13 protein-coding genes are annotated in these 15,629 nt (G+C 66.9%); 6 read left to right on the top strand and 7 right to left on the bottom strand.

Annotated elements, in window-relative coordinates; genetic code table 11:
* Nucleotides 1-18 precede the first annotated feature (18 nt).
* The 3 genes from ACZ1H8_RS15370 to ACZ1H8_RS15360 all read right to left on the bottom strand — a co-directional run bounded on the left by ACZ1H8_RS15370 (nt 19) and on the right by ACZ1H8_RS15360 (nt 6,033).
* A complete protein-coding gene (locus ACZ1H8_RS15370; RefSeq protein WP_465178052.1) occupies nt 19-1,266 on the bottom strand; it encodes a ComEC/Rec2 family competence protein in 1,248 nt (415 codons plus the stop codon).
* A gap of 74 nt (nt 1,267-1,340) precedes the next feature.
* Nucleotides 1,341-2,792, bottom strand: coding sequence for an alkaline phosphatase family protein (locus ACZ1H8_RS15365; RefSeq protein WP_465178051.1), 1,452 nt, complete (start codon nt 2,790-2,792; stop codon nt 1,341-1,343).
* A 31-nt stretch (nt 2,793-2,823) separates the two neighbouring features.
* Nucleotides 2,824-6,033, bottom strand: a complete 3,210-nt coding sequence (locus ACZ1H8_RS15360; protein ID WP_465178050.1) for a TonB-dependent receptor — start codon at nt 6,031-6,033, stop codon at nt 2,824-2,826.
* A 181-nt stretch (nt 6,034-6,214) separates the two neighbouring features.
* Between ACZ1H8_RS15360 and ACZ1H8_RS15355 the strand changes: the two genes are divergently transcribed.
* The gene (locus ACZ1H8_RS15355; protein ID WP_465178049.1) at nt 6,215-6,874 is read left to right on the top strand and encodes a DUF2238 domain-containing protein; all 660 of its coding nucleotides are present in this window, start codon (nt 6,215-6,217) and stop codon (nt 6,872-6,874) included.
* Here ACZ1H8_RS15355 and ACZ1H8_RS15350 read toward each other — a convergent pair.
* Entirely contained in the window at nt 6,846-7,307 is a 462-nt protein-coding gene (locus ACZ1H8_RS15350) for an Lrp/AsnC family transcriptional regulator (RefSeq protein ID WP_465178048.1), read from the bottom strand. The two genes, ACZ1H8_RS15355 and ACZ1H8_RS15350, sit on opposite strands and share 29 nt — an antisense overlap.
* A gap of 121 nt (nt 7,308-7,428) precedes the next feature.
* On the opposite strand from ACZ1H8_RS15350, the gene ACZ1H8_RS15345 reads away from it, so the two are divergent.
* On the top strand, nt 7,429-8,478 hold the full coding sequence (locus tag ACZ1H8_RS15345; RefSeq protein ID WP_465178047.1) for a Glu/Leu/Phe/Val family dehydrogenase: 1,050 nt from the start codon (nt 7,429-7,431) through the stop codon (nt 8,476-8,478).
* Complete coding sequence (locus tag ACZ1H8_RS15340) at nt 8,479-8,742, top strand: hypothetical protein (protein WP_465178046.1); 264 nt, start codon at nt 8,479-8,481, stop codon at nt 8,740-8,742.
* 160 nt (nt 8,743-8,902) lie between these two features.
* Here ACZ1H8_RS15340 and ACZ1H8_RS15335 read toward each other — a convergent pair whose 3' ends face one another.
* The 3 genes from ACZ1H8_RS15335 to glmU form a co-directional block, all read right to left on the bottom strand.
* The gene (locus ACZ1H8_RS15335) at nt 8,903-9,076 is read right to left on the bottom strand and encodes a hypothetical protein (protein ID WP_465178045.1); all 174 of its coding nucleotides are present in this window, start codon (nt 9,074-9,076) and stop codon (nt 8,903-8,905) included.
* A gap of 81 nt (nt 9,077-9,157) precedes the next feature.
* Nucleotides 9,158-10,981: a glutamine--fructose-6-phosphate transaminase (isomerizing) gene (gene glmS, locus ACZ1H8_RS15330; protein ID WP_465178044.1), complete on the bottom strand. Its 1,824-nt coding sequence runs from the start codon at nt 10,979-10,981 to the stop codon at nt 9,158-9,160.
* Between the two features lie 72 nt (nt 10,982-11,053).
* Nucleotides 11,054-12,418 (bottom strand): bifunctional UDP-N-acetylglucosamine diphosphorylase/glucosamine-1-phosphate N-acetyltransferase GlmU, encoded by a 1,365-nt coding sequence (gene glmU, locus ACZ1H8_RS15325; RefSeq protein ID WP_465178043.1) that lies wholly within the window; start codon nt 12,416-12,418, stop codon nt 11,054-11,056.
* A gap of 75 nt (nt 12,419-12,493) precedes the next feature.
* On the opposite strand from glmU, the gene ACZ1H8_RS15320 reads away from it, so the two are divergent.
* The 3 genes from ACZ1H8_RS15320 to ACZ1H8_RS15310 all read left to right on the top strand — a co-directional run bounded on the left by ACZ1H8_RS15320 (nt 12,494) and on the right by ACZ1H8_RS15310 (nt 15,622).
* On the top strand, nt 12,494-13,180 hold the full coding sequence (locus tag ACZ1H8_RS15320; protein ID WP_465178041.1) for an HAD-IA family hydrolase: 687 nt from the start codon (nt 12,494-12,496) through the stop codon (nt 13,178-13,180).
* A gap of 115 nt (nt 13,181-13,295) precedes the next feature.
* The gene (locus ACZ1H8_RS15315) at nt 13,296-14,516 is read left to right on the top strand and encodes an ATP-binding protein (RefSeq protein ID WP_465178040.1); all 1,221 of its coding nucleotides are present in this window, start codon (nt 13,296-13,298) and stop codon (nt 14,514-14,516) included.
* Nucleotides 14,517-14,590: 74 nt separating this feature from the next.
* The gene (locus tag ACZ1H8_RS15310) at nt 14,591-15,622 is read left to right on the top strand and encodes a substrate-binding domain-containing protein (protein ID WP_465181407.1); all 1,032 of its coding nucleotides are present in this window, start codon (nt 14,591-14,593) and stop codon (nt 15,620-15,622) included.
* The last annotated feature ends 7 nt before the right edge of the window (nt 15,623-15,629 follow it).

Below are 15,629 nucleotides of genomic sequence, written 5' to 3'. Positions count from 1 at the left end.
GCCGGCGCCCCCTCGCCTTCAGTGGCTGCGATAGGGTCCGAACACCGCCTTCACCCGCATGGTCTCGTCGGTGTCGTCGAGGACGAAGACGCGAAAGCTCGCCCCGCCCGGCGCGACGCGAATGACGACATGCCCCTGGGTGCTCGCGGCCTTGTCGATGCCGTAGGTAGTCCTGAAGGTCGCCGGCGACACGTTGGTGATGAAGATGTCGCGCTTGCCGGGCCAGATCGCGGTCGAGGTGAAGCGGGCAAAGCTGTTCACCGCCGGATGCCCTTCCGCCCGCGAGTCGATCACGATGACCTGCGGGCTCAGCGCGCGCAGGAAGGGCGCACTATTGGCATCCCAGCTGCCGTGATGATTGGCCTTCATCGCATCGACCGCGCCCGTCGCGACGCCGACCGCGGTCTCGACGTTCATCGGGTCCTCGCCCGGCGCGACCGCCTCCTCGCCCTTTACCGACAGGTCGCCGCCGCTGAAATAGTCGAATGCGCCATAGCTCAGGCGGAAGGCGATGCTCAGCTTGTTCTCGTCCGGGTAGCGATCGGGCTTGATGGAGGCCAGCGGCGGGATCAGGCCGCGCGTCGCATTGCCGCGGCCGGTCCAGACCACGCCGTTGGCGGCGATGTTGCGGATCGTCACCCCCGGATAGTCGCCCGGGCGGTGCAGCATCCTGATCTGATCGCTGCGGCCCGGCTCGAACCGCTCGACGCGCAGCCCGCGATTGGCGGACTGCCATTGAAGGAATTTGCGATAGTTGCGCATGTTGCGACCCGGGATAGGCGCCGGATAGGCATAGTCGGGCCAACCGCGGTCGAGGATGGTCCCGATCGGTACATGCTCGGCGACTTCGGTGATCCCGCTCAACTGATAGCCGCCCTGACGCGCCATCGGCGACCCCTCGACCACGGTGCCCATATGATCGCCGTGGAAATGCGAGATCATCGCATAATCGATCCGCTGCGCGCCCTGCGGCAGCACGCGCCGGACATAGCGCGCGACCCACTCGCCCGGGGCCCGCGTCGCGTCCGGCCGTGTCGGCAGCGTGAACGGCGCCTTCTCGTTCGTCTTGCCGCTGGCATCGACCAGCATGCTGGTGCCGTCGGGGAGGATCAGCAGCGACGCCTCGCCGCGACCGGTATTGATATGATGGATGTCGAGCTCGCCCGGCTGCCACTGGGGCAGCGGCTGGCCGACCACGACCGCGTCGCTGGCCGCATCCGACGTGGGAACGGCGGGTGCCGAGCCGGCGGGAATGGCTGCCGCCACGAGCGCAAAGGCGCCAGCGGAAAGCGAAGCTGCACGGCATAGCGCGCGGCGTCGACGGATAAGGACGGCTTTGGTCATGGCCGGATCCGCTTGCGCGCTCCCTTTTCCTGCCTGGGCATGGTCTGGTTTCCATCGGGGATCGGCGGCGGAGGCAAGGTCGTCGCCGCATCGCGTGCCTGGCTGAGCAGGCCGCCGGTGCCCGGCAGCAGCGGCACCCGCCCGGCCGGTTCACCGAAGCGCAGGGCCGCGGTCAGGTCGCCAAAGGTCCGGCGGCGCCAGTCGGAGATATTGGGCTCGCGCACGCCGGTGACGCGCTCGAGCAATTGCAGGACCGAAGTGTGGTCGAACGGATGGCTGCACACCCAGCCACCCGCGGTCCAGGGCGAGACCAGGATGCACGGCACGCGAAAGCCGCCGCCGATCGGTACCCCGTCGACGAACTCGCCCGGCGTGCCCGCCGGCGGCACCGGCGGCGCGACATGGTCGAACAGGCCGTCATTCTCGTCATAGTTCAGGATGAAGAGCGTCTTGGCCCACACGTCCGGATTGGCGGCCAGCGCGTCCAGCTTGCCCGCGATGAAGGCTGCGCCCGCCGCCGGCATCGACTCGGCGGGATGTTCGTTCGACTCCGCGCCGGGATAGATCCAGGACACGACCGGCAGCCGGTCGTGGATCGCATCATATTCGAACAGCCCTTCCTCGGCCTCGGGCATGCCCTTGACCGCCAGCGGCGAGCCGGCCGGCGCCTCGAGGAACTGGCCGAAATATTTGAACATGTTGTGGGCGCGTTTGCCCGGCGCGCCATGCTGGTAGATGCGCCAGCTGACCCCCGCCTCTTCCAGCCGCTCGGCATAGGTCTTCCACCGGAAGCCGCCCGGCGGCATCCTGTTGCGGGTAACCGGGCCGCCCCCCGTCCCCGCGGTGTCGATCATGCCCGTCAGATAATAGAGGCGGTTCGGCCAGGTCGGGCCCATCACCGACGAATGATAGGCGTCGCAGATGGTGAAGGCCTCGGCGAGCGCGAAGTGGAACGGGATGTCCTGCCGCTTGAAATAGCCCATGGTGTACGGACCCTTGGCGCCATCGGCCGCGCGGTGCGCCGGCAGCCACTGGTCCATCCGCCCGCCATTCCACGCCTGATGCTGCACCGACCAGGCATGGCTGGTCGACGGCAACCGCTGCGCCGCACTGGTGAAGCTGTCGAGGTGGAACGGCATCATATGGCCCGCCGGATTGTCCGGATCGGGCTGATGGAACACCGACTTTCCGCTCGCGAGCGTCAGCGCATCGGGATCGTCGAATCCCCGCACGCCTGACAGGGTGCCGAAATAATGGTCGAACGAGCGGTTCTCCATCATCAGCATCACCACATGCCGGATGTCGCGGATCGTCCCCGTCCGCCGTGGCGGCTGGGCCATCAGCTTCTGGACATTGGGCGGCATCAATGCCGTCGCCGCGGTCACCGAGGCGAGTTGCGCCGCGCTCACGACCAGCCGGCGGCGGGTGAAGGTGGATCGGGTGGTCACGAGCGATACTCCGTCGCCATTCGGGTCGGGGTTACAGGCGCGCGCGCAGGCCGATCGTGGCGGTGCGCCCGTTCATCACGTAGATCGCGCTGTGGTTGCCAATTCCCGCGGCCGCCGCGGCCGGGAACGCACTGCTCGGGACCTTCACATTATAGGGGGCGTTCAGCACGTTGTTCAGCGTGAAATAGGTCTCGAGACCGCGGGTCAGCTTGAACCTGCCCGATATCGTCATGTCGGTGCGCGCCTGGAACCAGGTCGGCGTGTCCGAGCGGTATTTGTCGTCGTTCCACAGCAGGTTGACGGCCAGCCGCACCGGCCCCTTGTCATAGGTCAGCGCCGCCGAGCCGATATTGGTGCCGACCCGCGGGATCGGGCGGTTGGGCTCATTGTGCATGAAAGCGCCGCGGATCGAGAGGCCGTCGAACGGCGCCGGCAGCCAGGTGAAGCTGTGCTGCAGCGACGCTTCCACGCCCTTGATCGTGGTCACGTCCTCCTGCGTGTAGGTCGAGAAGGCATAGCCGGCATAGATCGGGTCCGCGGCATAGGGAGCCAGCGCCGGGAGGTTCGCCGCCTCGGCAGCGCTATATTCCTTCTCGACCGCCAGACCCTTGATCCGGTTATAGTAGAAGCCGACGTTGAACAGCCCGACCCCGCGGAAATAATGCGACAGCCGGACCGACGCATTGTCGGACGTCGCCGGGGTCAGGCTGGGGTTCGGGACCGTCAGCAGCGGTCCTGCCGTCGTGCTTCCGGTCAGGCTTTCGGAAGGCGAGGTGCCGGCGGCATTGACGCCCGGGCGAAGCACCGTCCGGCTATAGCCCGCCTGGAGGTCGATGCTGCGACCGAAGGTGTAGCGCAGCGAGGCACTGGGGAAGAGGTTGAAATAATCGCCCTTCACCTGCTGCACGCCGTCACTGAACTGATAGTCGACGCACGGGAGCGTGGTGGCGATGCCGGTCGATGCGGTGATCGCACAATTGGCGGTCGCCCCCGCCGGACGGTAGCCCAGCACCTGCGCGCGCGGCAGCGACTGGTAGACGAAGGCGGTGTTGTCGGTCCATTCGCCGCGAAGCCCGGCGCGCAGCATCAGCTTCGGCGTCGGCTCGATCGTGGCCATCACATAGGCCGCCTTGATCTTCTCGTCGAAGCGGGTGCTGCCGGTATAGTTGGCCGTCGCGTAATTGGCGGCGGTCAGCGTCTGGGTCCACTCGCTGGGGTTGTCGCGGTACATGCGGTACAGCTGCGCGAGGTCGACCTGGGGAATATAGCCCGAACCGCTCAGCGATGTGATCGAGAAACCCGACTTGTCCCAGATGGCGGTCTGGTAGGGATTGGCCACCTGCGCGATGAACTGGGCGTTGGTCAGCGGGCCGGCATAGGCGTAGTTGTACACCGCATTGTTGCCGAAGTCATAATAGGTATCGGTGTACTTGAAGCCCGCCTTCAGGCTGAACGGCATCTCGCCCAGCTGAGAGTCGATGCGGGCATTCAGCCCCGCGGACTTGGACGTCAGCTTGCCATAGGCGCCGCTGGTCACCGTGATCGCGGGCCGGCCGGTGCCGATGCTGTACGAAGCGGGATCGGACCAGTCCGGGCCGTTCAACTGGTTGATCGCCCAGTCGGTATAGGCCAGGTCCGCGCTTCCCTTCACCGCCTGGAAATTGCCGGTCGAGGTCAGCGTCGGACCCGATGCGATCTGCCCCGCCCTGGGCGAGTCGTAATAGGAATGCGTGTCCGAATAGGCGAAATAGCCGTCGAGATGCAGCCTGCCGCGGTTCCAGGTGAAGCTGGGCGCCAGGATGTTGCCGTTGTTGACCTTGTACTGGGTCGCCGCCGCCGAGCTGATCGTCGTCGCGGTCGCCGCACGGTTGGTGCGGAAGGCGGTGAGTGCGTCGAGCGCGCTCGCGGGCTGGCCGTTGAGGTTCAGCAGGCCGGTACCGCCGGTGCTGGTATCGGCGGTGACCGTCACCGTGCTCTGATGCTGATAGACGTCGCCGCGATAGGCGATCGCGATCAGCGACAGGTTGAGCTGGTCGTTCGCCTTGAAGTCGAGCACCAGCGAGCCCGTGCGGCGGGTCGTCTGGCGCGCGCCGAGCAGCCCCTCCATCGCGTAGAATTCGAGCGGATAGGGCGCACGCGCCGACCGGCTGTAATTCCGGCTCATCGTGACCTGTTCGCGCTCGATATACTGGTCGTTCAGGCCCAGGGAGAAGGTGACGCCCAGCCGCTTGTCGAAGAAGCTGTTCGAGTAGAGCAGCGAGGCGTTGGGCAGGAAGCGGCGCTTGCCAAAACCGAACGGCTGCTCGGGCCCGGTCGCCTCATATTTGTCCCACATATTCTCGTGAGTGAAGCCTTCGACCGTCAGGACGAACACGCCCTTCTTGCGGTCATAGGCGCGCTTGGTGCGCAGATCGATGATCCCGGCGGGTGCGTCGGCATTCTGGTCCGCGCCGGTGGTCTTGTAGGTCGTCACCGAGTCGATCGCCGACAGCGAGATCGCCTCGAAGCTGAAGATGCGCGCCGCGGCGGCCGAGCTGGCATAGCCGGACGGGGCGTTCGAATTGGCCGATACGATATCCATGCCGTTCAGCTGGGTGCGGGTGAACTCGGCGGGCAGCCCGCGCAGATAGGCATAGACGGCCGATCCATTGGTGCCGTCGACATCGACGCCCGGCATGTATTTCAGGAACTCGGCGGGGTTGCCGCCGGCAATGTCGCCATAGGCCTCGGTCGACAACACGTCCGCGATCTGCAGCTCGTTGCGCTGCGCCATTACCTCTGCGGCGCCGGCATAGCGGATCGCGCTGACGACGATCTCGTCGGCTCCCGCCGCCTGCCCATCGCGTCCCTCCAGCAGCAGCTCGACATCGAGCCGAGCGGTGGCGTCAGCCGCGATCACGACGTCGTGCGTCTGGCTGAGATAGCCCGCAAAGCGGATGGTGACCCGCGCCGGCCCGGCCGGCAGATCCGGCAGGCTGTACGTCCCGCCCTCGCCTGCCACGGCGGTGCGCAGCTCGCCTTGGGCGGTCTCGACCTCGATGACGGCATCGCGCAGATAGACGGAGGTGGTCGGATCGATCACCCGCCCGGTCAGCGTGCCCTTCTCACCCGCAGGCACCTCCTGGCGCTGGCCGGTCTCGTCGGCCGCCCTGGCCTGGGCAAGCGGCGCCGCGATGGCGAGAACCGAGCAGGCACACAGGATCGATCGGCCGAGCAGGCCGGCACGCGTACGAAATTTCATAATGTCCCCCGAGAGTTGCGACCGAAATTCTGTTCTTCGGGGGCGCATTGGACCGACTTTGTGACTCGGTCGTGCGTGCTCGATGACAGGGGCATGAAAGTCGCGCGGCGCGACGATGACAATCTGGCGACGCGGCGAAGCCCCCCTTCCCACAACGGGTGCAGCCTGCCATCCCCCTCGCATGACCGCTTACCTGAACGCGTGGCGTGCGCTTCCGCCCCTGCAGCTCGCCATGCTCATCGTCCTGGCGCTGGCGGTTGTGCTGGCGAATGTGGATCAGCCCTATCCTCAGATCGCACCGCTCCAGCATATTCCGACCGCGCTGCTGATCCTCGCCGCGCCGCCGCTTCTTGCGCGCTGGCCGCTGTCGAACGCGGCGGTCGGCGCGTTGCTGGTCTTCTGGCTGCTGCACACGCTGGGCGGGCGTTACACCTATTCGAACGTGCCCTATGACAGCTGGGCGCATGCGCTGACCGGCCATACGATCAGCGAGGCGCTGGGCATGTCGCGCAACGGCTATGACCGGCTGGTCCATCTCGCCTTCGGCCTGTGCTGGGTACCGCCCTATGCCGAGGCGATGCAACGGCATGCTGGCATGGGCCGGCGCAACAGCGCCTGGACCGCGATCCTGTTCGTCGGTGCGGCGAGCGCCTTTTACGAAGTGTTCGAATGGCTGCTGACGATGCTCGTCGCGCCCGAACTGGCGGACGATTACAACGGCCAGCAGGGTGACGTCTGGGATGCGCAGAAGGACATGGCGATCGCCATGGCCGGCGCGGTGATCGCCGCCCTGTGGCCCCGGCGGTCCGCGATCAGATCGGCAGCTCGCTCGTCGACTTGATCTCGGACAGCGCCACCGTCGAATTGATTTCCTGCACCCCCGGCAGGCGGCTCAACTGGTCGAAGAAGAACCGCTCATAGGCATCGATGTCCTTGGCGACGATGCGCAGCATGAAGTCCATCGACCCCATCAGCACATAGGCATCGAGCACTTCGGGAAAGCCGCGGATCGCCTCGCTGAACTCGTCGAGATTGGCGCGGCCATGCGCGTTCAGCTTCACCTGCGCGAAGATCTGGGCATTCAGCCCGACCTTGCGCCGGTCGACCAGCGCCACCCGGCGGCGGATGATGCCCTCGCGCTCCAGCCGGTCGATGCGCCGCCAGCAGGGGGAGGCGGACAGGCCCACCCGCTCGGCAAGCTGCGCGGTCGTCAGGCTCGCATCCGCCTGGAGCTCGCGGAGGATCTTTCGCTCATAGGGGTCGAGGTCGATCATAATGACCCGGTTTGATCGATATCTCGGTAAATGTCACCAGATTCCAGTCGGACCCGACCGACCTTAGGTCAGACTTTCTCGTCCGCTTCGACCAGATTGCCGGCCATCAAGGAGACGTCTGATGGTCGATGCACGATTTGCCATGCCGGTGGAGCAACTGGTTCAGCTGGAGGACCGCGAGTCCGGCCTGTCGGGTGTCATCGCAATCCACTCGACCGCGCTGGGGCCGGCGGCCGGCGGCTGCCGCTTCTGGCGCTACCCCGATGCAGAGGCGGCCGCCGCCGATGCGGTGCGGCTGGCGGAGGGGATGAGCTACAAGAATGCGATGGCCGGACTGCCGTTCGGCGGCGGCAAGGCGGTGCTTCGCCTGCCCGAGGGGCCGTTCGATCGCGACGCGCTGTTCCGCGCATTTGGTCGCGCGGTGCGGGCGCGCGACGGACGTTATGTGACCGCGGAGGATGTCGGCACCCGCGTGCGCGACATGGAGGTGATCGCGGACGAGACGCGCCATGTCGCCGGGCGGACTGCGCGGCCTGGCCTCGCGGGAGGTGACCCGTCCCCCTGGACCGCGCTGGGCGTGTTCGAGGCGATGACCGTCGCCGCGCGGCGCAGCCTGGGCGCCGACCTGTCGGAGTTGACCGTCGCGGTGCAGGGAACGGGCAATGTCGGCGGCATCCTGTGCCGGATGCTGGCGGATGCCGGCGCGCGGCTGGTGCTGGCCGATGTCGATCCGGAACGGCGCGAGCGGCTGGCGGCGATCCACGGCGCGCGGGTGGTCGACGTGGCCGAGATCGCGACGGCCGAGGCCGATATCTTCGCCCCCTGCGCGCTGGGCGGCGCGCTGGATGCCGCAACGGTCGCGGCGATGCCGGCGAGGCTCGTCTGCGGTGCGGCGAACAACCAGCTGGCGACACCCGAGGTCGCGGCGCTGCTCGTCGATCGCGGCATCACCTATGTTCCCGATTATGTCGCCAATGCCGGGGGCATCATCAACGTATCGGCCGAGTATCTCGGCGAGAGCTCGCTGGACGTCGAGGCGCGCGTCATGGCGATCGGACCGCGCGTCGCGACGATCCTCGACCAGGCGGACCGCGAAGGCGTCTCCCCCGCGCTGGTCGCCGACCGCATGGCGCGCGAGATCATCGCATCGGCCAAGAGGCTGGCGGCATAGATGACCGCCACCCTCCACATCCGCGCGGCAGCCGATCCTCAGACGCTGCCGCGCGTGATCGGCCTGTTCTCGCAACGCTGGATGGTGCCCAGTGACCTCGTCGCTCGTCGCGACGGCGACCTGCTCGACATCCACTGTGCAGTGCCGGACCTTACCGGCCCGATGCTCGAGATCGTCGCGGCGAAGCTGCGCGAGTTCGTGCTGGTGCATGAGGTGACGCTGGTGCCCGCGATAACGCGCCATCTCGTACCAGAGGCGGCCTGATTGGGGCACGCCCTCCAAACACTCACTACGCCACCTTGACACGGTGCGAGGTTCATCCCGCCTTCAACCTATGGCTCAAGCCATTGTGAGGGCTCGACTGACTCGGCACACACGACGAAATAGGGCTGGCTCAACCGGCGCATTTCGACGCCGGTCAGAGCTAACTTGTCTTCTTCTCCGCGAAATATTTGAGGATGAACCTGACGAAATCGGCGGTGAAAATCGCGATGAAGATTCCGAATGTCGACGACAGGCCGGAGTCACGCAGCGGGTCAGCCAAGAATACCAAAAATCCGATTGCCAAGCCGGCCGCTATGGAAATGATCGTTCGCATCCGCCTTCCGCCCGCCACCTGTGCGCCAAACCCTATCCTTCTCTGTGGATCCGGTCGAGCGCCTTTGCAGGAGCCTGGTGATCACTCCACCGTGACGGACTTGGCCAGGTTGCGCGGCTGGTCGACGTCGGTGCCCTTGGCGACCGCGACGTGATAGGCCAGCAGCTGGACCGGCACCGCGTAGACGAGCGGTGCGATCAGCGGGTGGACCTTGGGCATGGTGATCGTCGCGATACAGCCCTCGCCGGCCGCCTGGACGCCGTCATAGTCGCTGATCAGCACGACCTTGCCGCCCCGCGCCTGGACTTCCTGCATGTTCGAGACGGTCTTCTCGAACAGCGGGCCCGAGGGGGCGATCACGATCACCGGCACGGCGTCGTCGATCAGCGCGATCGGCCCATGCTTCATCTCGCCGGCGGCATAGCCCTCGGCATGGATGTAGCTGATTTCCTTCAGCTTCAGCGCGCCTTCCAGTGCCAGCGGATAGTCGGTGCCGCGGCCGAGATAGAGAACATCGCGCGCCGCGGCGATCGTGCCGGCCATCGCCTGGATCGACTCGTCATAGGCAAGTGCGCCGTTCAGCGCCGCGGGCGCCTCGGCCAGATGCCGGACGATCGCCTTTTCCTCGGCGTCGGACAGCTTGCCCTTTGCGCGGGCGAGATTGGCGGCAAGCGCGGCGAGTACGGCCAGCTGGCAGGTGAATGCCTTGGTCGAGGCGACGCCGATCTCCGGGCCGGCATGCGTCGGCAGCAGCAGGTCGGCCTCGCGCGCCATCGAGCTGGTCGGGACGTTGACCACGGCCGCGATCTTCTGCCCTTCCGACCGGGCGTGGCGTAGCGCGGCGAGCGTGTCGGCGGTCTCGCCCGACTGGCTGATGACGATCATCAGCCCGCCCTCTTCCATCACCGGCGCGCGGTAACGGAACTCCGACGCGACATCGAGGTCGACGGGCACGCGGGCGAACTGCTCGAACCAGTATTTGGCGACCATGCCGGCATAGAAGCTGGTGCCGCAGGCGACGATCGTCACCCGTTTGATCCCCGCCAGGTCGAAATCGGGGATCGGCAGCGTGACCCGCTCCTCCATCCGCTGGAGATAGCCGCGCAGCGTCTGGGCGACGACGATCGGCTGCTCGTAAATCTCCTTGACCATATAATGGCGGTGATTGCCCTTGGAGATCAGCTCGCCGGTGACGCCGGAGATGGTGACGGGGCGCTCGACGGGATTATTGTCCTTGTCGAAGATCTCGGCGCCGTCGCGGGTGATGACGACCCAGTCGCCTTCCTCGAGATAGGCGATGCGCTGGGTCAGCGGGGCGAGCGCCAGCGCGTCCGAGCCCAGATAGGTCTCGCCATCGCCATAGCCGACGACCAGCGGCGAGCCGAGGCGCGCGCCGACCAGCAGATCGGGATATTGGCGGAACAGGATCGCCAGCGCGAAGGCGCCGTGGAGCCGTGGCAGGATCTCGCGCACCGCGTCGGCGGGCGCCAGGCCGGCCTCGACCTTCTCGCTGACCAGATGGGCGACGACCTCGGTATCGGTCTCGCTCTCGAACACCCGCCCGCGTGTGATCAATTCGTCGCGCAGTGCCTTGAAATTCTCGATGATGCCGTTGTGGACCAGCGCCAGCTCGCTCGTTGCGTGCGGATGGGCATTGTTGGTCGTCGGGCCGCCATGCGTCGCCCAGCGGGTATGGGCGATGCCGGTGGTGCCGGGCAGCGGGTTGGCGGCCAGTTCCTTGCCCAGATTGACCAGCTTGCCCGAGGCGCGGCGCCGCTCGATCCGGCCGTCATGGTCGGTGGCGATGCCGGCCGAGTCATAGCCGCGATATTCGAGCCGCTTCAGCCCGTCATACAGCCGCTCCGCAACATCTTCCTTGCCGACGATTCCGACGATTCCGCACATGGTCTTCTGCCTCCGCCCTCCGAAGCGGAGGGGTGATGATTGCCCTGCCCCTCCGTAGCTGGAGAGGTAACGTTACTTGGCGGCTTTCTGCTCCGCCTTCTTCGCCGCGCGCAATTCCCGGAATTTCCGGGCCCAGCCGGGCTTCACCTCCTGCGCCGCGCGGGTGATGCCCAGCGCGTTGCCTTCCACATCGCGCGTCACCACCGATCCGGCGGCGACGATCGCGCCGTCGCCGATCGTCACCGGTGCGACCAGCGCGCTGTTGCTTCCTACAAAGGCGCCGTTGCCGATTGCTGTCCGCGACTTGAAGAAACCGTCATAATTGCAGGTGATCGTGCCGGCGCCGATATTCGCGCCGGCGCCGACGGTCGCGTCGCCCAGATAGGTCAGATGGTTGGCCTTGGCACCCGGGCCCATCACGGTGTTCTTGGTCTCGACGAAATTGCCGATCTTGGCGCCCTGTTCCAGCCGCGTGCCTGGGCGCAGCCGGGCATAGGGGCCGATCTGTGCACCGGACAGGATTTCGGCGCCCTCGATATGGCTGAAGGCGTGGATCGTCACCCGATCCGCGACGCGAACACCCGGCCCGAAGAACACGTTCGGCTCGATCAGAACGTCGCGGCCGACCTCCGTGTCATGGGCGAACCACACCGTCTCGGGCGCGATCAGCGTGGCGCCCTCGGCCATGGCGCGGTCGCGGCGCGCGCGCTGCCACACCAGTTCGGCGCCGGCCAGTTCGGCGCGGCTGTTGACGCCCATCACCTCGGCCTCGCTCGCCTCGATTACCACCGGGCGCTCGCCGTCCTGGATCGTCAGCATGACGATGTCGGGTAGATAATATTCGCCCGCAGCATTGTCGTTGCCCACTCGCTCCAGCAGCGGCCAGAGATCGGCGGTGCGGACCGCCATCACGCCCGAGTTGCACAGCCGTTCGGCGCGCTGGCGCTCGTTTGCGTCCTTATATTCGACCATTGCGAGGATGCGGCCGTCGCCCTCGGCCATGATCCGGCCATAGGCGCCCGGATCCTCGGGGCGGAAGCCGAGCACCGCGACCCGCGGATGATCCTTGGCCTGAAGCCGCTCGACGAGGCGGGTGATGGTGCTCGTGCCGAGAAAGGGCACGTCGCCGAAGCAGATCACCGCGATCCCGTCAAACCCCTCCAGCGCCGCCCTGGCCTGGAGCGTGGCGTGCGCGGTGCCCAGCTGATCCTCCTGCACCGCGATGCGCGCGCCCAGCGGGACCACCGTCGCCTCGACCTGCTCGCGCAGGCTGCCGACCACGACCACGCGCTCGCTCACCCCGGCGGCGTCGAGACTGTCGATCAGGTGCAGCAGCATCGGCCGCCCCGCGATCGGGTGGAGCACCTTGTGAAGGTCGGATTTCATCCGCGTGCCCTTGCCAGCAGCGAGGATGATGGCGGCGATCGGTGCAGTCATGAAACACTCCTGTCGCCCCGCCCCTGCCACGAAGCAGTTGCCATTTCCATAGGCGGGCGGCAGGCCCGGCGGGTCATGGCAAATTTCCCCTTCGACATCGTCGGATTCGATCTGGACGGCACCCTGCTGGATACCAGCGCGGACCTGGCCGCGGCTACCAATCATGCGCTGGCGCTGGCGGGGCGGCCGTTGCTGGAGGCCGAGGCGGTGAAGGCGATGATCGGGCGCGGTGCGAAGGCGATGCTCGAACAGGGACTGGAGGCGTCGGGCGGGTTCGACCAGGCGGTGATGGACCGGGTCTATCCCGAGCTGCTGCGCTATTACGAGGCCAATATCGCGGTCGGATCCGTGCCGTTTCCGGGGATGCTAGAGGCGCTCGACGCGCTGGCGGCGCGCGGCGTGATGCTGGGGATCGTGACCAACAAGTTCGAGCAACTTGCGGTCAAGCTCCTTGACAGCCTTGGACTTTCCAGCCGGTTCGCGGCGATCATCGGCGGCGATACGATGGGCCGCGGCAACGCCAAGCCATCGGCGCTGCCGATCCAGGAGATGATCCGCCGGTGCGGCGGCGGGCGAGCGGCGTTCGTCGGCGATTCGATCTATGACATGCTGGCCTCGAAGAATGCCGGCATCCCCAGCATCGCGGTGAGTTTCGGGTTCCTGATGCAGCCGGTCGAGGAGCTTCAGGCGGATGCGGTGATCGATCGATTCGGCGAGCTCGAAGCGGTGCTCGAGGCGGTCGGCCTGCGCGCACAACCGTAGGAAGCTTCCCAGGCCAAGATATATCTTCGCCAAAGCGTCCGAAACGGGGCAAGTCGACCCGCCCGGTGCATTCCCAATCGTCAAGCGCGTGCGACCGCGCTAAGGGCGTCAGTCCATGCGCTCCTCCTCCGGTCTTCGCACGCTGATGGCGCTGGTGGTCGCGGGTCTCGCCGCGCTGGCCAGCTTCGTCCTGAATCATGACGCGCAGGCTGCGCTGCTGGTGCTGGTGTGCGGCGTCGCGGCGGTGCTGATCGCCAGCGGGCAGAGCGAGCCGCACGTGATCGCCGCCGCCGTCCCGCCGGAAAGCCGCGAGCCGTCGATCGCGGACGCGATGGAGGCGATCGCCGAGCCGGTGCTGGTCGTCGCCGCCAACCGCGTGCTGTCGGCCAATCAGTCGGCGCGCGCGCTGCTGGGCCAGCATATCCTGGGCGAGGACATCCGGCTGGCGATCCGCCATCCCGCCGCGGCCGAACGGCTGCTCAATCCGGCACAGGCGATGCCGGGCGCGCCGGTCCATCTGGTTGGGCTGGGCACGCGCGAGCAGCGCTGGGAAATGCGGGTCCACGACCTGGGCACGCGGCGCATCGTGCACCTGATCGACCGGACCGGCAGCTATACCGCCGAGCGGATGCGCGTCGATTTCGTCGCCAATGCCAGCCACGAGCTGCGCACCCCCCTCGCCTCGCTGCTCGGCTATATCGAGACGCTGCAGGACGAGGCGGGCGAGGACCCCGCGATCCGCGGCCGCTTCCTCAAGATCATGAACGACGAGGCGCGGCGGATGCAGCGCCTGATCGAGGACCTGATCTCGCTGTCGCGGATCGAAGCGGACAAATATCGCAAACCCGAACAGACGGTCGAGCTGAAGGCGCTGGTCGAGGAAGTGCGGCTGGAGCTGCTGGGCGGCGGCAGCCCGCGTGCCGCGGACCTGGAATTCGACCTGGGCGCTGTGCCGCCGGTACTGGGCGACCGGGTGCAACTGTCGCAGCTGCTGCACAACATCATCGGCAATGCGATGAAATATGGGCGCGAGGCGACTCCGGTCCGCTTCCATCTGGGCCAGCGCCCCGACGGCATGGTCGAGATGAGCGTCGCCGATGAGGGCGAAGGCATTCCGACCGAGCATATCCCGCGCCTGACCGAGCGCTTCTACCGCGTCGATTCCGGACGCAGCCGGGCGATGGGCGGCACCGGGCTGGGGCTGGCGATCGTCAAGCATGTCGTCGAACGGCATCGCGGACGCCTCGATATCGCCAGCATCGTCGGCAAGGGGACGACGGTCACGATCCTGCTGCCCGGCCTTCCCGGATCGCCCGCGCCGGAGACCGTGTCATAAAGGCGTAACCGTATTGAAAGAAAGGCGGACGCGACGGGGCCGATTCTCACCCACCCGCCCCGGGGAGATCTCTCATTCTTCGCAGGATCACGCTTCTGGCGGTTGCCACGCTTGCCCTGCAGGGCTGCGACGGCGGGTCCGCGCGCGAGATCCGCGTGGTGGGATCCTCGACGGTGTTCCCCTTCACCACCGCGGTGGCCGAGGCGTTCGTCAACCAGGACAGCACGCGCAAGCCGCCGGTGGTCGAGTCGATCGGTACCGGCGCGGGGATGAAGCGCTTCTGCGACGGCGCGGGCTGGGAATATCCCGACATCGTCAATGCGTCGCGCCGGATGAAGAAATCCGAGTTCGACCTGTGCACGAAGAACGGCGTGGGCGATGTGCTGGAGGTCCAGGTCGGCGTCGACGGCGTCGCGCTGGCCGAAGCCAATAACGGTCCCAAGCTCGCGCTGAGCAAGCGCGACGTCTATCTGGCGTTGGCGGCCGCGCCGAATGGCCAGCCCAACCGCACGCGATTCTGGCGCGACGTGAACCCGGCGCTGCCCGCCATCCCGATCCAGGTCATGGGCCCGCCCTCAACCAGCGGCACGCGCGACGCGCTGGTCGAATTGATCATGGAGCCGGGCTGTGCCGAGGCGCAGCCCCAGGCCAAGGCGCTGAAGGCCGCCAAGGACACCGCCCCCTACGACAAATTGTGCAAGCGGATCCGCGACGACGGCGCCTATATCGACAAGGGCGAGAACGACAATCTGATCGTCCAGGGCCTGGCGCAGAATCCCAACGCGATCGGCGTGTTCGGCTATTCCTATCTCGAAGAGAATATCGAGCGGTTGCACGGCGTGCCGATCGAGGGGGTCGCGCCCAGCTATCAGGCGATCGCGGAGGGCCGCTATCCCGGCGCGCGGCCGCTCTACATCTATGTCAAGAAGCGCCACCTGCGCGCGGTGCCGGGGCTGGCCGATTTCGTCCGCCTCTATTCGACGATGTGGAACCCGGACGGCAAGCTGGTGCGCCGCGGCCTGATCGCCGCGCCCGAGGCGGTTCGCGCCCGGTCGATCCAGATCATCGACCAGGGCGCTGCCCTGACCGCCGACGGCCTGCATTGAGGCGATC

This window comes from Sphingomonas sp. BL-S-25, from assembly GCF_055521555.1.
This window is presented reverse-complemented; position numbering and strand designations above follow the sequence as displayed.